Here is a 24,072-nt window from a genome sequence, read left to right as displayed (position 1 = left end):
GACGCCGGGCGGCCTATTGCAATGCACAACCGGCGCGCCGGATCGCGATCCGCCGGTCTGCCGATCGAGGAGGAATGCGCTTGATCCCCGACAAGAAGACCCAGATCGTCATCGTCGGGGGCGGCGCCGCCGGCCTCGAACTCGCGCGCAAGCTCGGCGCCCGCTATGGCCGCAAGCGGCATGACATCATCCTGATCGATCGCAACCGCACCCATATCTGGAAACCGCTGCTGCACGAGGTCGCGACCGGATCGCTCGACGCCAGCCTGGACGAGGTCGGCTATCGCAGCCACTGCCACCGCTGGGGCTATCGCTATCTTTACGGTACGCTGCAGGGCATCGATCGGACTGCACGGCGGGTCCATGTCGCGCCGGTGTTCGATCCCAAGGGGCGTGAGGTGGTGAGCGCCCATTCGGTGCGCTATGACTATCTGGTGCTGGCCTATGGGTCGGTCACCAATGATTTCGGGACGCCGGGCGTCGCGGACAATTGCCTGTTCCTCGACAGCCGGGCCCAGGCCGACAGTTTCCGGGACCAGTTGCTCGACCATTGCCTGCGCGTGTCGCGCGCCATGTCGGACGATCCCGCATCGGATGCGCGGGTGCGGATCGCGATCGTCGGCGGTGGCGCCACCGGGGTCGAACTGGCGGCCGAACTTTATAATGCCGCCGATGCGCTGGGCTATTATGGGCTGGAGGTGTTCGACCGCCAGCGGCTCGACGTCACCCTGCTGGAAGCCGGGCCACGCATCCTGCCGGCCTTGCCCGACCGACTGGCCGACGCCGCGCGCGAGGAACTGGAGGTGCTGGGCGTCAAGGTGCGCGCCGGCGTCGCCGTGACCGCCTCCACGCCCGAGGGGATGGAGACGAAAGATGGCGGCTTCGTCCCGGCCGATCTTCAGGTCTGGGCCGCCGGGGTCAAGGCGGCGGCGATCCGCGATGGCCTGGATGGGCTGGAACTGTCCCGCGCCGGCCAGGTGATCGTGCGCCCGACGCTGCAGAGCCTGGCCGACGACCGTGTCTTCGCGATGGGCGATTGCGCCTCTTACACGCCGCAAGGCGCCGATCGGCCGATCCCGCCGCGCGCGCAGGCCGCGCACCAGATGGCAGACACGGTGTTCGCCAATCTCGGCCGGCTGATGGCCGATCGCCCGCTCAAGACCTTCGTCTACAAGGATCATGGCTCGCTGGTGTCGCTCAGCCGCTATTCGACGGTCGGATCGCTGATGGGCAAGCTGGTCGGCGGGCGCATGGCGGTGGAGGGGCGGCTGGCCCGCTTCGTCTATATGTCGCTCTATCGCATGCATCTGCTCGCCGTTCACGGCAACATACGCGGTCCCGCGCTGATCCTGGTCAGCCATATCAACCGCTTCGTGCGCCCGCGCCTCAAGCTGCATTGAGGCGCCGGGCGGCTGCGGCGGCAAGCGACAGGGGCATCGCCACAGAATTACTGCGATCAAGTTGAGACGAGCGGCTGCCTGCGGCCTGGTCTGTCGCCTGAATGCGCCCCTAAGGGCCATTTTCGATGTCTTGGAAATGGTAGCGGAGGAGGGACTTGAACCCCCGACACGCGGATTATGATTCCGCTGCTCTAACCAGCTGAGCTACTCCGCCCCATGGGCCTCGCAGGGGGTGTTTCCCTGCGGTGAGGCGGCGCTATACGCAGGGGATGGACGGTGGTCAACGGGGCGATTGCAAAAATCTGCATTCTTTTTTGAACGCCCTGCCAGAGCCCCCGTCGCGCGCCCATTTGCGCGCGTAGAAACGATCGGCGCGACCTATTTCCGCAATCCTGGCATCGCCGAAGGAACGCTTTTTCCGCTCCGCCATTTTTGTCTTGCAATCGCAACGATGCGGCGCACTATTGTTGCAATGCACAACCGGCCGAGGGCCGAGGGAGGAACGACAACTTGCCCTTCCATGAAATGTTTGAGCCTGATGGTTCGCTGCGCCCCTGTTACGACGAAGTGCAGAAATGGGTGGAGCGGACAGGCATAGCCGGGCTCAATCGTCGCATGGATGAGGCGGAAGCGATCTTCCGGCGCATCGGTATCACCTTCGCCGTCTATGGCGAGGGCGGCGACCCGGAACGGTTGATCCCCTTCGACCTGCTGCCCCGCATCTTCACCGCGAACGAATGGCGCATCCTCGACAAGGGCATCCGCCAGCGCGCCCGCGCCCTCAACGCCTTCCTGCACGACGTCTATCATCGCGGCGAAATCGTGAAGGCGGGCATCATGCCGGCCGACATCATCTATCGCAACAGCGCCTATCTGGCCGAAATGGCCGACTTCACCCCGCCGGGGAAGGTCTATAGCCATATCGTCGGCATCGATATCGTGCGCACCGGGCCGGGCAGTTTCGAGGTGCTGGAGGATAATTGCCGCACCCCCTCGGGCGTGTCCTACATGCTCGAAAATCGCGAGATCATGACGCGCATGTTCCCCGAGCTGTTCGCGCAGGGCATGGTCGCGCCGGTCGACGATTATCCCGCCGAACTGCTAAAGAGCCTGAAGGAAGTCGCGCCGCCCGCCTGCAAGGGCGATCCGGTGGTGGTGGTGCTGACGCCTGGCTCGCTCAACAGCGCTTATTATGAGCATAGCTTCCTCGCCGACCTGATGGGCGTCGAACTGGTCGAGCCGGCCGACCTGTTCGTCGACAATGACCGGGTCTGGATGAAGACGACGCTCGGCCCCAAGGCGGTCGATGTCATCTATCGCCGCATCGACGACGAATATATCGACCCGCTGGTCTTCCGCCCCGACAGCCTGCTGGGCGTCCCCGGTATCTTCAGCGTCTATCGCAATGGCGGCGTGACGCTGGCGTCGGCGCCCGGATCGGGCATCGCCGACGACAAGGCGGTCTATATCTATGTGCCGGAAATGATCCGCTTCTATCTGGGCGAGGAGCCGATCCTCGACAATATCCAGACCTGGCAATGCTCCAAGCCCGACGAAATGGCCTATGTGCTGGAGCATCTGCACGAACTGGTGGCCAAGGAAGTCCATGGATCGGGCGGCTATGGCATGCTGATCGGCCCCAAGGCGAGCAAGGCCGAGGTCGAGGCCTATGCCGAGCGGATCAAGGCCAATCCCGGCGAATTCATCGCCCAGCCGACGCTCGACCTGTCGACCGTGCCGACCCTGGGGCCGGCGAGCGTGGTCGGCCGTCATGCCGATTTCCGTCCCTATTGCCTGGTCGGCAAGCAGTTGCGGCTGGTCCCCGGTGGCCTCACCCGCGTGGCGCTGACCGAAGGGTCGCTGGTGGTCAATTCCAGTCAGGGCGGCGGGGTTAAGGATACCTGGGTGTTGCAGGACTGATGGGCGCGACCGCTTCTCTCCTTCCGATTGCCCCTGATGATGCAGGGCCGGGCGCAACGACGCCGGCCCCCACGGTGAAAAGAGCCAAGACATGCTGAGCCGGACCGCCGAAAATCTCTTCTGGATGGCGCGCTATATGGAGCGCGCCGAAGCCACCGCCCGACTGCTGTCAATGGGGCAGCGCATGGCGATCCTGCCGGGCGCGCATCATCGCGACGAATGGCGGTCGGTCGTGCGCGCGACAGGCGCCGGGCATCAGTTTCCCGACGGCGTGCCGGTGACGGAAAGCGATGTCGTGTCCTTCCTGATGCTGGACGCGGACAATCCCAGCTCGATCCGTTCCTGCCTGCTCAAGGCCCGCGCCAATGCCAAATCGGCGCGCACCATGCTGACCCAGGACATGTGGGAGGCGCTCAACGACGGCTGGCGCAAGCTAGACAGCTATGACGTGGCCGAGGCCAAGGCGCAGCTGCCGGCGCTGATCGACTGGGTGAAGACCCGTGTCATGACCTTCCGCGGCGCGGCCCATTCGGGCCAGCTGCGCAATGAAGGCCATGACTTCCTGCGCTGCGGCTCTGCGCTCGAACGGGCGCAGATGACGCTGCGGCTGCTCGACGTGAAATATTATGTGCTGCTGCCCGAAACCGAAGTCATCGGCGGCAATCGCGATCATTATCAATGGACGTCGGTGCTTTATGCGCTGTCGGGCGCGCGCGCCTATCATCATGTCTATGGCGGCACCTACACGCCCTGGCAGATCACCGATTTCCTGATGCTCAACCGGCTGTTCCCGCGCAGTGTCGCCTATTGCTGCGATCAGCTCGCCTATCGGCTCAACCGGCTGGCCGGCTGGCACAATGCGCGCGGCACCTGTCATGACACGGTGAAGCAGCTGGTGAGCGAGCTGGAGGAACTGGACGCCGGCGAGATTTTCCGTCGCGGCCTGCATGAAACGGTGCAGTACAGCCTGATGATGAGCAACCGGCTCGGCGTCGAAATCGCCGAAACCTATCATTTCGGCTGAAGGGGGAGGGGAAGCGCGCCATGAAATTGCTCGTCCGTCACCAGACCGTCTATGGCTATCCCGCCTCCGCCGGCCGCGTCGCCATGCGGCTGAAGCTGGTGCCGGTCGATACGCCGGGCCAGAAGGTCCATGACTGGCAGGTCAGCATCAATGGCGAGGCGCTGACCAATTTCCGTCCCAACAGCTATGGCGAGATGGAGGCGGTCTGGGTCCGTCATGACAGCCTGAACGAGGCGGTGATCGTGGCCGAGGGGCTGGTCGAGACGCGCGAGACCCATGGTATTGGCGGTCTGCCGCAATGCCGGGTCGATGCCCGCTATTTCCTGCGCGACACGGCGCTGACCAAAGCATCCGATGCGATCCGCGCAATGGTCGCCGCTCTTCCCGAGGGCGACGGGCCGCTGGCGCAGCTCCATGCCCTGTCGGCCGCGATCAGCGATGCCGTCCACTATCGGCCGGGCGTGACCAGCGCCGACACGACCGCGGCGCAGGCCTTCGCGCTGGGTGCTGGCGTGTGCCAGGATCATGCCCAGATATTCCTTGCCGGTGCGCGCCTGCTGGGCGTCCCGGCCCGCTATGTCTCGGGCTATCTGCTCGCGTCCGAAGGCGATCTGCTGCACGAAACCCATGGCTGGGCCGAAGCGCTGGTGCCGGGGCTGGGCTGGGTCGGATTCGATCCGTCCAACCGCGTCTGCGTCACCGAACGCTATCTGCGCTTGGCCAGTGGTCTGGATGCCGACGAAGCTGCCCCGATACGGGGCTCCGTTACGGTCGCGGGCGATATCAGCATTGACGCCGATGTCCGGATCGCGCAGGCGGAAGACGGAGTCGAGGAACGGCAATTGCAACGCCAGCAACAGCAGAGCACGCCCACGCCCCGCTCCTAGGGTAGAGATAAGCAGGACTTCGGGGCGATGACCTATTGTGTGGCGGTACGCGTGGACCAGGGGCTGGTCATGCTGTCGGACACCCGGACCAATGCGGGCATGGACAATATTGCCCGCTTCCGGAAAAGCTTCACCTATCATGTCGAGGGTGAGCGGGCGATCACCTTGCTCTGTTCGGGCAATCTGTCGATCACCCAGGGTGTGAAGACGATGCTGTCGCGCGCGATCCGCGAGGCGGAGAGCGACCCCGAGGTCGAAACCATCCTCAATTGCGACACGATGCACCGCGCGGCGCAGCTGGTGGGCGACGCGATGCGCACCATGCAGGGCCGCTATCGTGAGAGCATCGCCATGGACGGATCGGCCGCCAGCGCCTCGATCATGATCGCGGGCCAGCGCAAGGGCGGCAAGCCGCGCCTCTATCTCATCTATTCGGCCGGCAATTTCATCGAGGCGACCGAGGACACGCCCTTCTTCCAGATCGGCGAGCATAAATATGGCAAGCCGATCCTCGACCGCATCATCCAGCGCGAGACGAGCCTGGAGGACGCGACCAAGGCAGTGCTGGTGTCGATGGATTCGACCCTGCGTTCCAACCTGTCGGTCGGCATGCCGCTCGACCTCACCGTGATCGAGACCGACACGTTCGACTTCCGCGTCCGCACCCGGATCGAGGCGGACAATGAGGAGTTCGCCATGATTTCGCAGGGCTGGTCCGCCGCGCTGCGGAAGGGGTTCGAGGATCTGCCCAACGTCCTCGATTAAGGGGAGGGGACTCTAACCCGCCACCTCCATCAACATTGTCGCGACCGCTTCCGGCTCGGTGATCATCAGGTCATGGCCGGTATCGATCTCGAAATTGCGATGCCCTTCCAGCTGGCGGGCGCGGGCCTCCTCCGGGCTGTTCTGCAACGCATGGGTGCAATTGATATTGGTGCGCGGCAGGCGAAATGCCGCGTCGCCATTTTCGAGCCGTAGCGGCTGGCCGAAACATTTCCACGGATGCGGCGTCAGCCGCGCGTCGGTCCACGCGACATCGGCCGGGTCAGTGATGCCGAAAAAGCCCGCCATGCCGGGGAAGGGCCACATCACCAGTTCGATCCCGTCGACGGTGCGGCCCATGGTACGCGTCGGCTCCATCTGCGCCGGTGCCACCATTTCCAGCGATTCCCCGTCCCTGGGGTGGGCGGCGTCCAGATAGACCAATTCGCGGATGCGCTCGGCCGCGCGATCGGCGACGCCGGTGATCACCATCCCGCCATAGCTGTGCCCGACCAGGATGACATCCTGGAGCCCCTCGAACGTCATCAGCGCCACCACATCCTGGATATGCGTGTCGAGATCGATGTCGGCGTTCAGCAGATGGGCGCGCTCGCCAAGGCCTGTCAGCGTCGGGCAATGGACCTCATGCCCCGTCGTGCGCAGCCGCCGCGCGACCTTCTGATAGCACCAGCCGCCATGTCCCCCGCCATGCACCAGCACGAATGTCGCCATGCTCCGTCTCTCCCATTCCATATCCACCCGTCATTTGTGATATATTGTGGATCATAAGGCAACGCGGCTTGTGCAACGCCTCGGCGATGCTGCGCCTCAACCTTTGGCCGTCCCAAGCAAATCTCCTGCCCAACTCCTGCTTGCGCGGGGGCTGGCAGGGCCTATCTCTGGCGGCCACACGAATCGCAGCTGGAATTATCGATGACCGCCACCCACTCCACCCGCATGCTCATTCTCGGTTCCGGCCCGGCCGGCCTGTCCGCCGCCATCTATGGCGCGCGCGCGGGCCTGGCGCCGATCGTCGTGCAGGGCATGCAGCCGGGCGGCCAGCTGACCATCACCACCGACGTCGAAAATTATCCGGGCTTCAAGGATGTGATCCAGGGCCCCTGGCTGATGGAACAGATGCAGGCCCAGGCCGAACATGTCGGCGCGCAGATGATGTATGACCAGATTGTCGACGTCGACCTGTCTGAACGTCCCTTCAAGCTGAAGGGCGACAGCGGCACCCTCTATGTCGCCGACACGCTGGTCATCTGCACCGGTGCCCAGGCCAAGTGGCTGGGCGTCGAGGGCGAGGAGCATCTGCAGGGCAAGGGCGTCAGCGCCTGCGCCACTTGCGACGGCTTCTTCTATCGCGGCAAGAAGGTCGTGGTCATCGGCGGCGGCAACACCGCGGTCGAGGAAGCGCTCTACCTCACCAACCACAGTCATGACGTGACCCTGATCCACCGCCGCGACTCGCTGCGCGCGGAAAAGATCCTGCAGCAGCGCCTGCACGCCCATCCCAACATCAAGGTGCTGTGGAACAAGGCGGTCGACAAGTTCGTCGGCGGCGGCACGCCCGAAGGTCTGGTCGGCGTCGATCTGACCGACACCGTCACTGGCGAGAAGTCGCACGTGCCGACCGATGGCGGCTTCGTCGCGATCGGGCATCACCCCGCGACCGAATTGTTCGACGGCAAGCTGCCGCTCGATGAAGGCTATATCGTGGTGGAGAAGGGCACGACCCACACCGCCATTCCCGGCGTCTTCGCGGCCGGCGACGTGACCGACAAGATTTACCGTCAGGCAGTGACCGCGGCCGGCATGGGCTGCATGGCCGCCCTCGACGTCGAACGCTTCCTCGCCGAAGCCGACTTCGAGCAGCTGGTCGAAGCGTAAGAAAAAAAGGGCTGGGCCGGAAACGGCTCAGCCCGAACTTTTTTGGGACAGGGCGGCTTTCAGCCCAGCTTGGCGCGCAGGAACGCGACCAGCGTGCCGAAGGTCTCGAACGTGTCGCCGTCGATATCCTCATCCTCGATCAGGATGTCGAAGCGATCTTCCATTTCGGTGAGCAGGCCGGCAACAGCCATCGAGTCCAGCTCGGGCAGGGCGCCGAACAGCGGCGTGTCGGCCTCGAACGCATCGGCCCGCTCCTGCGACAGGCTCAGCACATCGCGCAGCAGCGCCCGCACCAGGGTTTCGATATCGTCTGTCCGGTCGACCGGCTGAATGGATTGCGCCCGCATGATGGCGGCTATCTAATGGCTCGCCGCCTATCCGACAAGCGCGGAAATGCAGGTGCGCGCGGCGGGAATCCAGCTGGATGCGCGACGCGGATTGAACAGGTCGATCTGATGGAGGGGAATGCGCTCGTCCATCCATTCGCGCTTATAGTCATTGTCACCGGTGCCATAATCGATCGTTGCGACCCGATCCTGGTCGATGGCATGGGCGAAAATCGCATGGCTCAGCAAGGTGCCGGGCGATCCTTCGTCCTGGGCGCTGTCATGGGCCAGCTTGTGGATCAGCGCCGTGCCATGTTCCACCGTCCATAATTGGGTCGCCACGGCGCGGCCGTCCAGCCGGGCAAAGCCCAGCCGCAAGGTGCCGGCATCGCTTTCCCGCTGCGCCAGGACGCGCAGGAAGTTGAGGCCAGGCTCGGGTGCCTTCCAGCTGTGGGCCTGGACATCGACATAATCCTGCCACAGCGCGTCGGTCAGCTTGTCATGGATGCTGAGGTCGTAACGGCCCTGCCGGGCCTTGCGCCGCACCTGGTTGCGCAGCCGGCCGGGACGCTGCGCCCAATAGCTGGCGAAATCCCGGCCATCGACGTGCAGCAGATATCGGCCGCCCATCGGCCGCTGCACCGCGAACCAGCCTGCGCGGCGAAAGGCGCCGATCAGCGGGTCGGGCAGGGCAAGCGGATAGAGGTTGATCTGCGCCTGTTCGCGCAGCAGATGGCGGGCGATATTTTCCAGCAGCCGGGCCTGTTGCTGCGCGTCCGGCTCCCCCAGAAAAATGGGGCTCCAGGCGAAACTATACCAATTGGCAAGGGCAGTTAGGCGACGAGCCGAGGGCGCGAGAAGGAACAACCAGGCCTCGCAGGCGTCCTCAGTCTGTTGGAACACCCTGAGCGGGGTGTCGCCAAGGCAAAGGGGGTGCAATGTTTCAAACCAGTCCAGCCGGTCGAACAGGCTGTCGATATGGGCGCGGTCCATCCGGCCGCCGATCGCCGACCGCACTTCCGACAGCGTCCGATATTCCCTTGGGACCAGCAACCTATTATCTCCCGGCACCTTAGCTGCCCTTAGGACCTAATTCTGGACATGACGTTAAGCGACCCCCTGTTGGCTTCCAAGGCGCCAATCGACGATGCCGATGTGCAGCCGATAGACCATCTGCTGCTGCGTGGCGATCCGGAACGGCCGGCGCTCGCAGGGCGATCGGGCGCGCAGGATTATGCCGAACTGGAACAGGCGCTTGGTCGCCTCGCCGGATGGCTGGCGGGCTTTGGCCTCGCGCCCGGCGCGCGGGTGGCGAGCTGGGTGGCCAAGGGGCCGGTCGCGGCGCTGATGCCGCTCGCCGCGCCGCGCGCGGGGCTTGTCCATGTCCCCATCAATCCGCTGCTCAAACATGCGCAGGTCGCCCATATCCTGGCCGATAGCGGTGCGGCGCTGCTGATCGGCACGGCCAGCCGCCTGTCGACGCTGGCACCCGGCGATGTCCCGGCTGACTGTCATCTCCATCGCGAGGATGATGCGGCCGCGGGGATGAGCGGCGGCGCGGCGTTGCCGCCGTCCGATGCCGCGCCCGATGCTCTGGCTGCAATCCTCTATACCAGCGGATCGACCGGCCGTCCCAAGGGGGTGATGCTCAGCCACGCCAATCTCTGGCTCGGCGCGTTGTCGGTGGCCCATTATCTGGGTCTGGCGCCGGAGGACCGGACGCTGTGCGTGCTGCCCTTCAGCTTCGACTATGGCCAGAACCAGCTGCTTTCCACCTGGTATGCGGGCGGTTGCGCCTATCCGCTTGATTATCTGACCCCGCGCGACGTGGTGAAGGCGGTCGATCGCTGGGATATCACCACCCTGGCCGGGGTGCCGCCGCTCTGGGTGCAACTCACCGAACTGGACTGGCCGGCGGAAATCGCAGCCAGGCTCCGGCGCCTGACCAATAGCGGCGGGGCACTGACCCGGCCGCTGGTCGCGCGGCTGCGTGCGCTGTTCCCGCAGGCCGATCTCTATCCCATGTATGGCCTGACCGAAGCCTTCCGCTCTACCTATCTGCCGCCCGCGCTGGTTGACAGTCACCCGGATTCGATGGGGTCGGCCATTCCCTTTGCCGAGATATTGGTGGTCCGTCCCGATGGCTCGCTGGCCGAGGACGACGAGCCGGGCGAACTGGTCCATGCCGGGCCGCTGGTGGCGCAGGGCTATTGGCAGGATGCGGCGCGCACCGCCGAGCGCTTCAAGCCCGCTCCGGCCGCTTCGCGCCATGGCGGTACCGCCGTATGGTCCGGCGATACCGTTCGCCGCGACGCGGATGGGCTGCTCTATTTCGTCGGCCGCGACGATGCGATGATCAAGTCGGCCGGCAATCGCATCAGCCCCACCGAGATCGAGGAGGCGGCGGTCGCTGTTCCCGGCGTGGCGGAGGCTGTCGCTCTTGGCGTCAAGGATGAGCGGCTGGGGCAGGCGGTGCTGCTGCTGCTGCGCGCCGCCGATCCCGAAATATCTGCGGCTGTTGCCGTCCATCTGAAGGCCGAACTGCCCAATTTCATGCAGCCGCGCGAGACGCTAGTGCTTGCACAGTTCCCGCGTAACCCCAATGGCAAGATCGATCGAGTCGCGCTGGCCAAGGAGTATGCGTCATGAAGCCCATGGGCCCCATTCCCGCCTGGTTCGCCGAGGAAGAAGGCATGCTGCTGATCGGCGGCTGCGGCGCGGCGAGCCTGGTCGACGAAGCGGGCGACACGCCGCTGTTCGTCTATGACATGGGCATCATCGAGGCGCAGGTCCGCCGCTTCCGCGAGGCGATCCCCAAGCGGATCGATCTTCATTATGCGATCAAGGCCAATCCTTATGCGCCGCTGCTCTCGCGCATGGCGGGGCTGGTCGACGGGTTCGATATCGCATCGGGCGGCGAACTGGCGATGGCGCTGGAGGCCGGCATGGACCCGTCGCGGATCAGCTTTGCCGGACCGGGCAAGCGCAATGACGAACTGGAAGCCGCCATCCATGCCGGCATCACCATTAACCTGGAGTCCGAGTGGGAGGGCGCGCGCGCGCTGACCGTGGCGGAGCGCCTGGGGAAGGTGCCGCGCCTCGCCGTGCGGGTGAACCCGGATTTCGACCTCAAAGGGTCCGGCATGCGCATGGGCGGCGGCGCCAAGCCCTTCGGCGTCGATGCCGAACGCGCGGCCGCGCTGGCGCGTGCGATGATCGATGGCGGCGCGGACTGGCGCGGCTGGCACATCTTTGCCGGCAGCCAGGCGCTTGATCCCATGGCGATCATCGAGACCCAGGCGGCGACCATCGATCTGGCGGCGCGTCTCTCCGATGCGGTCGGCGCCGCGCCACCGCTCGTCAATCTGGGCGGCGGTTTCGGCATTCCCTATTTTCCCGGTGACGAGCGGCTGGACATCCGGCCGATCGGCGTCGCGCTCGACACTGCGCTCAACGCGCTGCCCGATATCCTGACCGACAGCGCATTCGCGATCGAGCTGGGCCGCTGGCTGGTGGGGGAGGCTGGCATCTATCTGACCCGTGTGGTCGACGTGAAGCAAAGCCAGGGTGAAACCTTCGTCGTCGTGGATGGCGGCCTGCATCATCAACTGGCGGCCAGCGGCAATTTCGGCACGGTCGTGCGGCGCAACTATCCGATCGCGGTGGCCAACCGCTTCGGGCGCGAGCCGACCACCCAGCCGGTCAATGTCGTGGGCTGCCTTTGCACGCCGATCGACCGGCTGGGCGAAAAGGTCGCGCTGCCGCCAGTCGATGTCGGCGATTTTATCGCGATCTTCCTTGCCGGTGCCTATGGCGCGTCGGCAAGTCCCGCGGCCTTTCTTGGCCACCCAAGTCCTCGTGAACTATTACTTGGCTAATCCATGTCCGACAGCAGGCCTAACCCTATCTTTACCCTTTTCCGGCATGACGAGGATGAAGCCATGGGCCTGCACGCGATCATTTTTTCCGGTCGCGCGTCGGCTATGATGGTATGAAGGGGTGAATTTTATGCGTTTCCAGCGGATTTCCAGGCTCCTGATCGGTGCATCGTTGCCTGCGGTGGCTCTGTCGGGCTGCGCTTCGACCGGCTCCGCGCCGCAGCTTCCCCCCGCATCCTTCGTCGCGACCCAGGAAGGGCCGGGCGAGGAATATATCATCGGTCCGCTCGATAATCTGACGATCTTCGTCTGGCGCAACCCGGAACTGGGCGCCAAGGTGCAGGTGCGTCCCGATGGCCGCATCACCACGCCGCTGATCACCGACATGCCGGCCGTCGGCAAGACGCCCAAGATGCTGTCGGATGACATCAAGCTGGCGCTGACCCAATATATCGAAAATCCGCTGGTATCGGTGATCGTCGACAATTTCTCCGGCACCTACAGCCAGCAGGTGCGGATCGTCGGCGCGACCGAAAAGCCGGCCTCCATCCCCTATCGCGCGAACATGACGCTGCTTGACGCGATGATCTCTGTCGGTGGCCTCAGCGAATATGCGTCCGGCAATCGCGCCCGGCTGGTCCGCTTCGACAAGGCGAGCGGCAAGCAGAAGGAATATCAGGTCCGCATCGGCGACCTGCTCAAGAAGGGCGACACCAAGGCCAATGTCATGCTGGCGCCTGGCGACGTCATCATCATTCCGGAAAGCATGTTCTGATCATGGCGGGTCTGTACGACGAGCTGCTGGTCCTCCTCCACGGCATATGGAGCCGGCGCTGGATCGCGCTGGCCGTGGCCTGGGGCGTGTGCATGCTGGGCTGGCTGGGCGTGTCGCTCATCCCCAATGGCTATGAATCCAAGGCGCGGGTCTATGTGAACACCCAGTCGCTGCTGGAGGACAAGATCGGCATCACCCAGGTCCAGTCCCAGCAGGATCTGGACCGGGTGCGCCAGACGCTGCTGAGCGCGGAGAATCTGGAAAAGGTCGTGCGCGGCACCGACCTTGCCCAGACCATTTCCGGGCCGCGCGACGTGGCGGGCAAGATCACCACCCTGCGTGAGCATATCACCGTGCTGGCCCAGGCCGACCCCAGCATGATCGACATCAGCGCGACCTCGGCCGACAGCGGCCTGTCGGATGGCGCCAATGCCCGCATCGCCCAGCAGGTGGTGCAGAAGCTGATCGACATCTTCCAGGAAGAAAATCTGACCGGCGGTCGCGCCGAGACCCGTCAGAGCCTGGCCTTCCTCGACCAGCAGATCGCCGGTCGCGGCAAGCAGCTCGAAGCCGCCGACAAGCGGCGCGTCGAATTTGCCCAGCGCTATGCCAGCGTGCTGCCGGGCGCCGGCACGATCAGCCAGCGCATGGATGCGGCCCGTCTGGAGATCAACAATATCGATGCCCAGCTGGTGCAGGCGCAGAGCGCGCTGAGCGCAATGAACGGCCAGCTCGCCGGCACCCCGGCGACCCTGCCGGGCGTGGCGGTCGGTGGCGGTGCATCCCCGCTGGCCCAGGCCCAGGCCGAACTCGCCGGCATGCGCGCACGCGGCTGGACCGCCAGCCATCCCGACGTGATCGCCGCCCAGCGGCAGGTCGATAATCTGCGTCGCCAGGGCGGCGCCAATGGCGCGGCCGCTGCCGGCACGCCCAATCCCGCCTATCTGTCGATCAAGTCGATGCAGGCGGAACGGGCCGCCACCGTGCAGGCGCTGTCGACCCGCAAGGCGCAGCTTCAGGCCGATCTCAACACCATGACCGCGCATCAGATCGATGAGCCGGGCGTGGCGTCCGAACAGGAAAAGCTGGATCGCGACTATGCCGCGCTCCAGACCCAATATGACAAGCTGCTCGCCGACCGCGAGGAGATCCGCCTGCGTGGCGACGTGAAGACCGAGACCGGCGCGGTGCAGTTCAGCGTGCTTCAGCCCGCCAGCCTGCCGACGGCGCCCGCTGCACCCAACCGGCCGCTGCTGTTGCTGGGCGTGCTGATCCTCGGCATCGGCGCCGGCATCGGCGTCGCTTTCGCGATCGGCCAGCTCAAGGGCACCTTCCCGACGGCCGCCCGTCTGGAACGGGCGGTGGACATTCCGGTCGCCGGGTCGATCACCCAGGTCGCCAGCACGGCCCAGGTCGCTCTCGACAAGCAGCGGATGAAATGGTTTGCGGGCGCCAGCGGCGGCCTGGCTGCCCTGTGTCTGTTGTTGATCGCCGTCGAATTCATCCAGCGCGGTACGGCGTGAAGGAGCCTGATCCCATGAACCAGCATAGCCCCATCAAGGGCCGCGGCTCGCTGATCGAACGCGCCACCGAGATTTTCGATTTCCAGGCGGCCCTGCGTGGTCGTGCGGCCCCGGCGGTCGACGTGCCGGCCGATGCGCCGCCACCGCCGCCCATGTTCGATCCCGCGGCGCCGGCTCCGGCCCCGGTCATGTCCGACGAAGCGCCGATCTTCCGTGCCCAGGCCTGGACCAGTCCGGCCCAGCCGGTCGATCGCGACCGACTGACCGAAGCCGGTTTCCTGGTGCCCGGCGCGCCGGTCACCGCGATGAGCGAGGAGTTCCGCCTGCTCAAGCGCGGGCTGCTGACCCATCTTCAGGACAATCCGCGCGGCAACCGCATCCTCCTCTGTTCGCCCCATAGCGGCGAGGGGAAGACCTTCTGCGCGATCAACCTGGCGCTCAGCCTGGCGGCCGAGCAGGATCGCGAGATTTTGCTGGTTGATGCCGATTTCGGCAATCCGGGCATCCCCGAAACGCTCGGCCTGCAGGCCGGTCCGGGGCTGATGGACGCGCTCGCCGATCCGTTGGTTGCGATCGAAGATTGCGTACTGCGCACCGACATTCCCTCGCTGTCGGTCCTGCCAGCAGGCCAGCGCAGCCATGCCGACACCGAATATCTCGCCTCGGCGCGCACCGAGATGCTGCTGCAACGGCTGACCGAGGGGCGGTCCGACCGCATCATCGTGTTCGATTCCCCGCCCTTGCTCGCGGCCTCGCCCGCCGCCGTGCTGGCCAGCCATGTCGCGGTCGCGCTGCTGGTGGTGCGCGCCGACAAGACGTCGGAAAGCGCGCTGCGGGAGGCGGCTGCACTGCTCAAGGGCGGGGCGCAGGTCCAGTTGCTGCTCAACGCCGTCCGCTACACCGGCGGCGCCCGTCGCTTCGGTTCCTATTATGGCAAGGGCGAGGCGGGATGACCGCGCGCGCCCTGATCGCCGGCACCTCGCTGCTGGTGCTTGCCAGTGTCAGCGCCCCGGCGCTGGCGCAAGGCACGCCCGTGTCGACCAAGAAGGTCGATGTCACGCCTTATCTGGGCATCGACCAGGTGGTGATGGTGCCGCTCAAGGGCGACGGCGACGTCGTGACCTACACCAATCTTACCGCCGGCGTGACGGTGGAAGTCCAGACCCGCCGGCTCAATGCCGCGGCGGACGTCCAGTATATGCACAGTTTCGGCTGGGGCCACGCGACCGATTCCGACGTGCTGAGCGGTATCGCCAATGCCGGCTACAAGTTGACCCCCGAAATCACCCTGCAGGCCGGCGGTATCGCCTCGCGCGTGCGGACCGACGGCTATTCGGGCGCTGCGGCGATCGACAACCGTTTTACCAGCCAGATCTGGGGCGGCTATATCGGCCCCAGCTACGCCACGAAGGTCGGCGATCTCGACATCAAGGCTTCCTATCGGCTGGGCTATGCCCGCGTCGATGATGATGTCGATGTGAATGTCCCCGGCGCCGCGATCGCCAATGGCTCCTTCGCACAAAGCTGGTCGCACGACCTCAAAGGCTCCGTCGGCTTCGCGCCGGGCACGGTTCTGCCGGTCGGCCTGACCGCCAGCGCCGGCTACAGCCGCGAGGATGCCAGCCAGCTCGACCAGCGGTTCGAGGATGTCTGGGGCCGGGTCGATGCGATCATGCCGGTCTCGCCCACGGTCGCGCTGCTCGGTGGCATCGGCTATGAGGATATCGAGATCAGCCAGCGCGCGCCCTTGCTGGACGAGGATGGCGTACCGACCATTCGCAATGGCCGCTATGTCACCGACAAGAGTTCGCCGCGCGAACTTTATTATGATTTCGGCGACCTGATCTGGGATGTGGGCGTGCTGTGGCGGCCCAATCGCCGTACCTCCTTGAAGGCGACGGTGGGCGAACGCTATGGCGGCATGTCCTATCAGGGCCAGTTCACCTGGCAGGGGCGCAATAGCAGCATCGGCATCGCCGTGTTCGATGGCATTGAAAGCTTCGGCCGGATGATCACGGCGGATGCGGCGGCCTTCACCGGCACCAACCTGATCGTGCCGCGCAATCCCTTCACCGGCGATCTCACCGGCTGCGCCTTCTCGCCGACCGGCGGGGGCGAATGCTTCAACGATGCGCTGGCCGGCATCACCGGCGCCAATTTCCGCTATCGCGGCGTCGCCGGCCAATATTCCACCCGGCGCGGCCCCTGGGGCTTTGGCCTGGGCGGCGGCTATTCCAACCGCAAATTCATCACGCCGACCACCCAGAGCGTGCTGATCAGCGGCACCCGCGACCAGAATTGGTATGGCAATGGCACCGTCACCTACGCGTTCAACGACCGCGATTCCCTGGATACGGCGGTCTACATCAATTATTTCGATGCCAGCGGCGCGCGCGCGGACGTCTTGAACTATGGTGCCTTCACAAGCTATTTCAGAGGCTTGACCAGGAAACTTACGGCATCGGCTTCGCTCGGCGTCGATGCGGCGAAGGCGGATGATTTTGACACGCTGATCAACGCGATGGGCCAGATCGGCCTGCGTTACAGCTTTTAAGGAAATTCGGGCTATAACGGCGTCTATGCGACGCCGGTCGGCCGGATGGAGACGACAGATGTACGATCAGTTCTATGGATTGCAGGGGCGCCCGTTCCAGCTGACGCCGGACCCGCATTTCTATTTCGAGAGCACGACGCATCGCAAGGCGCTGTCCTATCTGGGCTATGGCCTGGCGCAGGGCGAGGGCTTCATCGTCATCACCGGCGACATCGGCGCCGGCAAGACGACGCTGGTCGGCCATCTGATGAGCACGATCGATCCGGCGCGCCTGACCGCGACCAAGATCGTGTCGACCCAGGTTGAAGGCGACGACATGCTGCGCCTTGCCGCGCAGAGCTTCGGCCTGGCCACTGACGGCGTCGCCAAGGCGCAGATATTGCGCCAGATCGAGGCCTATTTGCAGGGGCAGGCCCGTGCCGGCCGCCGCTCGCTGCTGATCGTGGACGAAGCGCAGAACCTGCCGGTTTCGGCGATCGAGGAACTGCGCATGCTGTCCAACTTCCAGTTGGGCGGCCAGTCGCTGCTGCAGATATTCCTGCTCGGCCAGCCCGAATTTCGCGACCTCGTCCGCTCGCCCGAGCTGGAGCAACTGCGCCAGCGCGTGATCGCGACCCATCATCTCGACCCGATGCTGCCGCAGGAGGTCGAACCCTATATCAGCCATCGCCTGACGCTGGTCGGCTGGACCGGCAATCCCTATTTCACCGACGATGCGCTCGACGCCATCTATGCCGCCACCGGCGGCGTGCCGCGTCGCATCAACGCGCTGGTCAGCCGCGTGCTGCTGCTGGGCGCGCTGGAGCAACTGACCGAGATTGACGGTCAGGCGGTCCAGGCGGTGATCGAGGATATGGGCGTGGACGAGGATGTCAGCGCCGAACCGATTGCGCCGTCCGTGCTGGATACCGCTGGCGAAACCGCGCCGGAACCGATCGCACCGGCCGAACCGGTCGCCGCTGCCCCCGCACCGCAGGCGGTCGCCTGGCAGGCGCCGGCGCAGCCCGATCTCGTGTCGCCGGCCGTGCATGAGGAGATCGAGGCGCTGCGTGCCGAGATCGCCGCCCTGCGCGCGATGCAGAACCATGCCTCCTATGCCGCGCCGACGGTCGATCCCGAAGCGCTCAAGGGCTGTTTTGCCCTGATCGAGGAGCGCCTGTCGGGCCTCGAATTCCGCGTCGAGGAACAGGATGCGGCGCTGCGCCGCGTGCTGACCCTGCTGGTTGACTGGGTCGAGCGCGACGAACGCGCCGCCGATCCGGAGCGCAACGCCGCCTGATCGCGCCCGCGCGCACAACCGGGACAAGATCATGATGCACAATGCCCTGTCCGTCGATGTCGAGGACTGGTTCCAGGTCGGCGCCTTCGAGCGGACGATCGACCGTTCCGACTGGGAGGGGCTGACGCATCGCGTCGAACGCAACACCGATGCGGTGCTGGACCTGTTCGCGCAGGCCGGCGTCACCGCGACCTTCTTCACGCTGGGCTGGGTGGCCGAACGCTATCCCGCGCTGATGCGTCGCATCGCCGATGCCGGGCATGAAGTCGCCAGCCATGGCTATGACCATGCCCGCGTCTTCACCTTCACCCCCGAACAGTTTCGCGCCGACCTGCGCAAGTCCCGCGCGATCCTGGAGGATGCCAGCGGGCAGAAGGTGTCGGGCTATCGCGCGCCCAGCTTCTCGATCGACCCGCGCACGCCCTGGGCACATCCGATCCTGGCGGAGGAAGGCTATGCCTATTCCAGCAGCGTCGCGCCGATCCGGCACGACCATTATGGCTGGCCCGATTCGCCGCGCTTCGCCTGGAAGCCGGTGGCGGGATCGGATCTGCTCGAACTGCCGGTGACTACGGCAAAGCTTGGCCAGCGGACGCTGGCGGCCGGGGGCGGGGGCTTTTTCCGCCTGCTGCCCTATGGCTTTTCGCGCTGGGCGATCCGCCAGGTGAATGGGCAGGCGCAGCGGCCCGCCATCATTTATTTCCACCCCTGGGAAATCGACCCGGATCAGCCGCGCGTCGCCGGTGCGCCGCTGCGCTCGCGGGTGCGCCACTATACCAATCTGTCCGTCATGGCCGCCAAGCTGCGCCGCCTGACCCAGGATTTCGCCTGGACCCGCGTCGATGCGCTGGTGGCGCAGGAAGCGGCGCGCGCCGCATGATCGCGGGCAATCGGGCCGATCTGGCGATCACCACGCTGGACCTTGCCGATCCGGCACAGGCGCAGGCGGCCGATGCCTATGTGCTGGCCCATGGCGCCAGCACGCCCTTCCATCGCCCGGCCTGGCTGATCGCGATCGAGCGGGCGACCGCGAACCGGGCGCTGATGCTCGCGGCGGTCGCGCCATCGGGCCAGATTTGCGGCCTGCTGCCGCTCCAGCATGTGCGCAGTCGCCTGTTCGGGCAGGCGCTGGTATCCGCCGCCTTCGCCGTCGATGGCGGCATATTGGCCGATGATCCCGCCGTGATCGCCGCCCTGGCTGCTGCCGCCCAGAATGAGGCGCGGGCACGCGGCGATGCGCCGGTCGAACTGCGCGGCGGTGTCGCGCCGGGGGAGGGGTGGCGCGTCTGCGAGGGCGAGCATGTCGCCTTCGTCCGCCCGCTTGCCGTCGATGACGAGGCGGAACTGCTCGCCATTCCGCGCAAGCACCGCGCCGAACTGCGCAAGGCGCTCGCCAATCCCGCGCTGGCCGTCGATCATGGCCGCTCCTCGGCGCATCTGTGCGACCATTATCGCATCTATGCCGAATGCGTTCGTAACCTCGGCACCCCGGTCTTCCCCGCGCGCCTCTTCCGCGAGGTGATCGCCGCCTTTGGCGCGGATGCCGATATCAGCATCGTGCGCGATGGCGAACGCCCGGTGTCGGCCGTGCTCACCCTCTATCATGGCGACCGGGTCATGCCCTTCTGGGGCGGCGGCGGCGCCGATGCGCGCCGGCTGCGCTCCAACGAGTTCATGTATTACCGGCTGATGAGCCATGGCCGCGCGCGCGGCGCCCGCCGGTTCGACTTTGGCCGGTCCAAGGTCGGCAGCGGCCAGGCCGCCTGGAAAAAGAGCTTCGGCTTCGATCCGCAGCCGCTCGTCTATTATGACTGGTCGCCCACCGGCCAGTTGCGCGACGTCAGCCCGACCAGTGCAAAATATCAGCGGCGGATCGAACTGTGGAAGAAATTGCCATTGCCGGTCGCCAATCTGCTGGGGCCGATGATCAGTCGGGGTCTTGGCTGATTACCATATATTCAGCCCTTCGGGCCTATGTTGGTGCCAGGGTACTGAGGGAATGAGCAGATGAATGCGATTGTCGATCTGAGCGTCATCGTCGGAGAGGCGCGCCTCTCCGATCCGGCTGTCGTGGCGGAAATCGATGCCTGGGTCTGCGCCCAGCCGGGCTCGACGCCCTTTCATCGACCGGCCTGGATCATGGGTGTGGAGGCCGGCACCGGCCAGAAGGCGATCATGCTGGTCGCCCGCACGCCATCGGGCGAGATCAACGGCGTGCTGCCGCTCACCCATATCCGTTCGGCCCTGTTCGGCAAGGCACTGGTCGGCAGCGGCTTCGCGGTCGATGGCGGCATTCTCGCGTCCCACCGCAAGGCGATCGCCAAACTGGCCGACGCCGCCTGGTATCAGGCGGAAAAGCTCGGCTGCGACACGCTGGAACTGCGCGGCGGTGAAGCGCCCGGTGGCGCCTCATGGCAGAACAAGGCCGACGCCTATCTCGGTTTCTCGCGCGCGCTTGCCGCCGATGACGAGGCGGAACTGAAGGCAATCCCCAAGCGCCACCGCGCGGAAATCCGCAAGGGCCTCGGCAACGACCTCCAGTTCGAGACCGGCCGCGACCAGCGGCTGCGCGACATCCATTATCGCCTCTACTGCCAGAGCGTCCATAATCTCGGCACGCCGGTCTTTCCGCGCGCGCTGTTCGATGCGATCCTCGACCGGTTCGGGGCGGATGCGGACATCGCTATGGTATCGAAGGACGGCAAGCCCCTGTCGGCGGTCATCAGCCTCTATCATGGCGGCGCCTGCATGCCCTATTGGCATGGCGCCGGGTTGGAGGCACGGGCGATGCGCTCCAACGAAGTCCTTTATTTCACCCTGATGCGCCAGGCTCGCGAGCGCGGCCTCACCCATTTCGACTTTGGCCGGTCGAAGGTCGGCACCGGACCCGCCGCCTGGAAGAAGACCTGGGGGTTCGAGGGCGATCCGCTCGGCTATCATCTGCGCACCGCGCCGGGCAAGGAGACGCGTGACGTCAACCCGCTCTCGCCCCAATATCGGCGCAAGGTGGAATTGTGGAAGAAGCTGCCGTTGCCCGTCGCCAACCTCATCGGTCCGCATATCGCGCGGGGCCTTGGATGACGGGCGAGCTTCTTTTCCTCTGCCATCGTATCCCGTTCCCGCCCGACCGGGGCGACAAGATCCGGTCCTATCATCTGCTCCAGCGGCTGGCACAGATGGCGCCGGTCCATGTCGGCTGCTTTGCCGATGATGATCGCGACATGGGCTTTGCTGCGGACATGGCGCGACTGACGGCCAGCCAGTGCGTGCTGAAGCGCGACCGGTCGCGCATCGTCGCCGGCCTTACCGGCCTGGCGCGCGGCCAGTCGCTGCTGGTGTCGCTGTTCGATCATCCGGGCCTGCATCGCTGGGTCGCCCAGGTCATGGCCGAACGGCCGATCCGCGCCGTCATTGCCTATTCGGCGCAGATGGCGCATTTCGTGCCCATGCTGCCGGCGGGGGTGCGGTTTCTGATGGATTTCGTCGATTTCGATTCGGCCAAATATGCCGCTTATGGGACGCAGGGATCCGGCCCGATGGGCTGGATCAACCGGCGCGAGGGCCGCGTGCTGCTCGATTTCGAGCGGCAGGTCGCGGCCCGCGCCGACATCTGCAGCTTCGTCAGCGAAGCCGAAGCGGCGCTGTTCCGCGATGCCTGCGGCCTTGGCCCGGACCGGATCGTCGCGCTCGAAAATGGCGTGGCGCTCGACTATTTCGACCCGGCGGCCGATTTCCCCGCCGTCGAGAAGGGGGCAGGGCCGCTGATCGTCTTCACCGGCCAGATGGACTATCGCCCCAATGTCGAGGCGGTCGAGAGTTTTGCGCGCCAGACGCTGCCCGCCATCCAGTCCGCACGCCCCGACGCGCGCTTCGCCATTGTCGGCCGCAACCCGTCGAAGCCGGTGCAGGCGCTGGCCGATCTGCCGGGCGTCATCGTCACCGGCGGCGTGCCCGATGTGCGCGGCTGGCTGGCGGCCGCCGATCTGGTGGTCGCGCCGCTGCGCATCGCGCGCGGAATCCAGAACAAGGTGCTCGAAGCCATGGCGATGGCCCGTCCGGTCGTCGCCTCGCCCCAGGCCGCCGAAGGCATTGATGCGGTCGATGGCCGCGATTTCCTGATCGCGGCCGATCCGGCGGCCGAAGCTGGGACGATCCTGTCGCTGCTCGCCGATCCGGCGCGAGGGGCTCAGCTCGGCCTCGCCGCCCGTCGCCGTGTCGAGGCGCGTTATCGCTGGTCGGCGACGCTCGGTGGCTTGCCCGACCTGCTGCTCGGCGCGCCGGGCAAGGCCGATCCGCAGGCCGCATGACCGATCGCGCCCGTTCCCTTGCCGACATGCCGCGCATCGGCCTTGCCGGCTGGCGTGGTCATCTGACCGCGCTGGGCGTGGTCGCGGCTGCCATCCTGACGCTCTTCTTTGACGATCTCTATTCGATGGTCTCGATCTGGTGGAACGCTTCCACCTTCGGCCATTGCCTCTTCATCCCGATCCTCATCGCCTGGCTGGTGCAGCAGCGTCTGCCCGGCTTGCGCCAGCTGGAGCCGGTCGCCTGGCCGCCGGGCCTGATCTGGCTGGGCCTTGGCGCCTTCGCCTGGCTGCTCGGCGCGGCGGCGGGCGTCGCGATGGTCCGCCATGGCGCGCTGGTCCTGATGCTCCAGGGCGCGGTGATCGCGCTGCTCGGGCCGATGGTGGCGCGCGCCTTGCTCTTCCCGCTCTTCTACGCCTTCTTCATGGTCCCCTTCGGTGAGGAGATCGTGCCGCATCTCCAGCTGGTGACGGCGCATCTCTCGATGATGTTCCTCACACTCGCGGGCGTGCCCGCCCATATGGAGGGCATCTTCATCACCACCCCGACCGGCTATTTCGAGGTGGCGGAGGCCTGTTCGGGCGCCAAATTCCTGATCGCCATGACCGCCTATGGCGCGCTGGTCTGCAATGTCTGCTTCCAGAGCTGGCCGCGCCGCATCCTGTTCATGGCCGGGGCGCTCACCTTGTCGGTGCTGGCCAATGGCGTGCGCGCCTTCGCCACCATATTGGTCGCCCATCTGACCACGGTCGATGCCGCCGTCGGTTTCGACCATGTCGTCTATGGCTGGGTGTTCTTCGCGATCATCATGATCATCGTGATGGCGACCGCTTGGCCATTTTTCGATCGCAAGCCCGGCGATCCCTGGTTCGATCCCGTGCCGCTGCAGCGCCCTGTCTGGCGGCAGGCGCCCGCCGGCATGATGGCGGCTATCGCGCTTGGCATCATCGTCGCCGCGCCGCTCTGGCTGGCGGCCACCGCGGCCACTGCCCGTCCGCTGCCATCGCATATCGATCTGCCGGCGGTGCCGGGCTGGACCCGCACCAGTGCCGCCCAGACCTATCCCTGGAAACCGCGCTTCGATGGCGCCGATCATTTCATCTCGGGCCGCTATGCCAATGCGCACGGACAGGTCGTGGACCTCGTTGTCGCTGCCTTTGACCGACAGGAGGACAAGCGCGAACTGGTCGGTTTCGGCCAGGGCGCGGTCGATCCCGACAAGGAATGGACATGGTCCTCACCCGCACCGGCGCCCGCCGACGCACGCGGCGAGCAGATAACCGGCCCCGGCCCGCTCGTCCGCCATGTCGTCAGCTTCTATGTGGTGGGGCAGGGCGCACCGACCGGCAGCAAGCCGGAGGTGAAGGTCCAGACGATGCTCGCCCGCCTGCTGGGCCGCGATCCGCGCTCGGTCGCGATCCTGGTGTCGGCCGAAGAGCATCCCGGCCATCCCTCCGACGCGGCGATTGCTACTTTCCTGCGCGATCTGGGCAATGTGAAGGAATTGGCTGACCGCAGCGCGGGCATAGGCTAGGACCGTAAC

At 65.8% G+C, this 24,072-nt stretch carries 21 protein-coding genes and 1 tRNA gene; 18 read left to right on the top strand and 4 right to left on the bottom strand.

What is annotated here, in order from left to right; translation table 11 throughout:
* Nucleotides 1–74: 74 nt before the first annotated feature.
* A complete protein-coding gene (locus tag JQK15_RS07060) occupies nucleotides 75–1,400 on the top strand; it encodes an NAD(P)/FAD-dependent oxidoreductase (protein WP_214864461.1) in 1,326 nt (441 codons plus the stop codon).
* A gap of 137 nt (nucleotides 1,401–1,537) precedes the next feature.
* On the opposite strand, the gene JQK15_RS07055 is transcribed toward JQK15_RS07060, so the two are convergent.
* A tRNA-Met gene (locus JQK15_RS07055) sits at nucleotides 1,538–1,614 on the bottom strand.
* 296 nt (nucleotides 1,615–1,910) lie between these two features.
* On the opposite strand from JQK15_RS07055, the gene JQK15_RS07050 reads away from it, so the two are divergent.
* From JQK15_RS07050 to JQK15_RS07035, 4 genes are all read left to right on the top strand, one after another.
* A complete protein-coding gene (locus tag JQK15_RS07050; protein WP_004212139.1) occupies nucleotides 1,911–3,320 on the top strand; it encodes a circularly permuted type 2 ATP-grasp protein in 1,410 nt (469 codons plus the stop codon).
* A 91-nt stretch (nucleotides 3,321–3,411) separates the two neighbouring features.
* On the top strand, nucleotides 3,412–4,344 hold the full coding sequence (locus JQK15_RS07045) for an alpha-E domain-containing protein (RefSeq protein ID WP_004212140.1): 933 nt from the start codon (nucleotides 3,412–3,414) through the stop codon (nucleotides 4,342–4,344).
* 20 nt (nucleotides 4,345–4,364) lie between these two features.
* Nucleotides 4,365–5,231: a transglutaminase family protein gene (locus JQK15_RS07040; protein WP_214864459.1), complete on the top strand. Its 867-nt coding sequence runs from the start codon at nucleotides 4,365–4,367 to the stop codon at nucleotides 5,229–5,231.
* Between the two features lie 27 nt (nucleotides 5,232–5,258).
* Nucleotides 5,259–5,996, top strand: a complete 738-nt coding sequence (locus JQK15_RS07035; protein WP_004212142.1) for a proteasome-type protease — start codon at nucleotides 5,259–5,261, stop codon at nucleotides 5,994–5,996.
* Between the two features lie 12 nt (nucleotides 5,997–6,008).
* Here JQK15_RS07035 and JQK15_RS07030 read toward each other — a convergent pair whose 3' ends face one another.
* The gene (locus JQK15_RS07030) at nucleotides 6,009–6,725 is read right to left on the bottom strand and encodes an alpha/beta hydrolase (RefSeq protein ID WP_214864457.1); all 717 of its coding nucleotides are present in this window, start codon (nucleotides 6,723–6,725) and stop codon (nucleotides 6,009–6,011) included.
* Nucleotides 6,726–6,926: 201 nt separating this feature from the next.
* Here JQK15_RS07030 and trxB point away from each other — a divergent pair, with 201 nt between their 5' ends.
* On the top strand, nucleotides 6,927–7,889 hold the full coding sequence (trxB, locus tag JQK15_RS07025) for a thioredoxin-disulfide reductase (protein ID WP_159366519.1): 963 nt from the start codon (nucleotides 6,927–6,929) through the stop codon (nucleotides 7,887–7,889).
* Between the two features lie 59 nt (nucleotides 7,890–7,948).
* On the opposite strand, the gene JQK15_RS07020 is transcribed toward trxB, so the two are convergent.
* Both JQK15_RS07020 and JQK15_RS07015 read right to left on the bottom strand, forming a co-directional pair.
* Complete coding sequence (locus JQK15_RS07020) at nucleotides 7,949–8,236, bottom strand: acyl carrier protein (protein WP_214864455.1); 288 nt, start codon at nucleotides 8,234–8,236, stop codon at nucleotides 7,949–7,951.
* A 27-nt stretch (nucleotides 8,237–8,263) separates the two neighbouring features.
* Nucleotides 8,264–9,268 carry a GNAT family N-acetyltransferase gene (locus tag JQK15_RS07015; protein ID WP_214864453.1) on the bottom strand — a complete coding sequence of 335 codons (1,005 nt, stop codon included), beginning with the start codon at nucleotides 9,266–9,268 and terminating at the stop codon, nucleotides 8,264–8,266.
* Nucleotides 9,269–9,316: 48 nt separating this feature from the next.
* Between JQK15_RS07015 and JQK15_RS07010 the strand changes: the two genes are divergently transcribed.
* The 12 genes from JQK15_RS07010 (at nucleotide 9,317) to xrtA (ending at nucleotide 24,063) form a co-directional block, all read left to right on the top strand.
* Nucleotides 9,317–10,864, top strand: a complete 1,548-nt coding sequence (locus tag JQK15_RS07010) for an acyl-CoA ligase (AMP-forming), exosortase A system-associated (RefSeq protein WP_214864451.1) — start codon at nucleotides 9,317–9,319, stop codon at nucleotides 10,862–10,864.
* On the top strand, nucleotides 10,861–12,093 hold the full coding sequence (locus JQK15_RS07005) for a pyridoxal-dependent decarboxylase, exosortase A system-associated (protein WP_214864449.1): 1,233 nt from the start codon (nucleotides 10,861–10,863) through the stop codon (nucleotides 12,091–12,093). The genes JQK15_RS07010 and JQK15_RS07005 overlap by 4 nt, the downstream gene beginning before the upstream one ends.
* 130 nt (nucleotides 12,094–12,223) lie before the next feature.
* Nucleotides 12,224–12,868: an XrtA/PEP-CTERM system exopolysaccharide export protein gene (locus JQK15_RS07000; protein ID WP_097382816.1), complete on the top strand. Its 645-nt coding sequence runs from the start codon at nucleotides 12,224–12,226 to the stop codon at nucleotides 12,866–12,868.
* Nucleotides 12,869–12,870: 2 nt separating this feature from the next.
* A complete protein-coding gene (locus tag JQK15_RS06995) occupies nucleotides 12,871–14,391 on the top strand; it encodes an XrtA system polysaccharide chain length determinant (RefSeq protein WP_214864447.1) in 1,521 nt (506 codons plus the stop codon).
* Between the two features lie 14 nt (nucleotides 14,392–14,405).
* Nucleotides 14,406–15,344, top strand: a complete 939-nt coding sequence (locus tag JQK15_RS06990; RefSeq protein ID WP_214864445.1) for an AAA family ATPase — start codon at nucleotides 14,406–14,408, stop codon at nucleotides 15,342–15,344.
* Nucleotides 15,341–16,945 (top strand): TonB-dependent receptor, encoded by a 1,605-nt coding sequence (locus JQK15_RS06985; protein ID WP_214864443.1) that lies wholly within the window; start codon nucleotides 15,341–15,343, stop codon nucleotides 16,943–16,945. The genes JQK15_RS06990 and JQK15_RS06985 overlap by 4 nt, the downstream gene beginning before the upstream one ends.
* A 58-nt stretch (nucleotides 16,946–17,003) precedes the next feature.
* Nucleotides 17,004–18,224 carry an XrtA/PEP-CTERM system-associated ATPase gene (locus tag JQK15_RS06980; protein ID WP_037507928.1) on the top strand — a complete coding sequence of 407 codons (1,221 nt, stop codon included), beginning with the start codon at nucleotides 17,004–17,006 and terminating at the stop codon, nucleotides 18,222–18,224.
* Nucleotides 18,225–18,255: 31 nt separating this feature from the next.
* The gene (locus JQK15_RS06975; RefSeq protein ID WP_214864441.1) at nucleotides 18,256–19,104 is read left to right on the top strand and encodes an XrtA system polysaccharide deacetylase; all 849 of its coding nucleotides are present in this window, start codon (nucleotides 18,256–18,258) and stop codon (nucleotides 19,102–19,104) included.
* Nucleotides 19,101–20,171 (top strand): FemAB family XrtA/PEP-CTERM system-associated protein, encoded by a 1,071-nt coding sequence (locus JQK15_RS06970; RefSeq protein ID WP_214864439.1) that lies wholly within the window; start codon nucleotides 19,101–19,103, stop codon nucleotides 20,169–20,171. Before JQK15_RS06975 ends, JQK15_RS06970 begins: the two co-directional genes overlap by 4 nt.
* 60 nt (nucleotides 20,172–20,231) lie before the next feature.
* Nucleotides 20,232–21,305 carry a FemAB family XrtA/PEP-CTERM system-associated protein gene (locus JQK15_RS06965; protein WP_214864437.1) on the top strand — a complete coding sequence of 358 codons (1,074 nt, stop codon included), beginning with the start codon at nucleotides 20,232–20,234 and terminating at the stop codon, nucleotides 21,303–21,305.
* Nucleotides 21,302–22,531 (top strand): TIGR03087 family PEP-CTERM/XrtA system glycosyltransferase, encoded by a 1,230-nt coding sequence (locus JQK15_RS06960; protein ID WP_214864435.1) that lies wholly within the window; start codon nucleotides 21,302–21,304, stop codon nucleotides 22,529–22,531. The genes JQK15_RS06965 and JQK15_RS06960 overlap by 4 nt, the downstream gene beginning before the upstream one ends.
* On the top strand, nucleotides 22,528–24,063 hold the full coding sequence (xrtA, locus tag JQK15_RS06955; RefSeq protein WP_214864433.1) for an exosortase A: 1,536 nt from the start codon (nucleotides 22,528–22,530) through the stop codon (nucleotides 24,061–24,063). The genes JQK15_RS06960 and xrtA overlap by 4 nt, the downstream gene beginning before the upstream one ends.
* Nucleotides 24,064–24,072: the final 9 nt, after the last annotated feature.

The sequence above is a fragment of the Sphingobium sp. BHU LFT2 genome, assembly GCF_018604485.1.
GTDB lineage: Bacteria > Pseudomonadota > Alphaproteobacteria > Sphingomonadales > Sphingomonadaceae > Sphingobium > Sphingobium yanoikuyae_A.
This window is presented reverse-complemented; position numbering and strand designations above follow the sequence as displayed.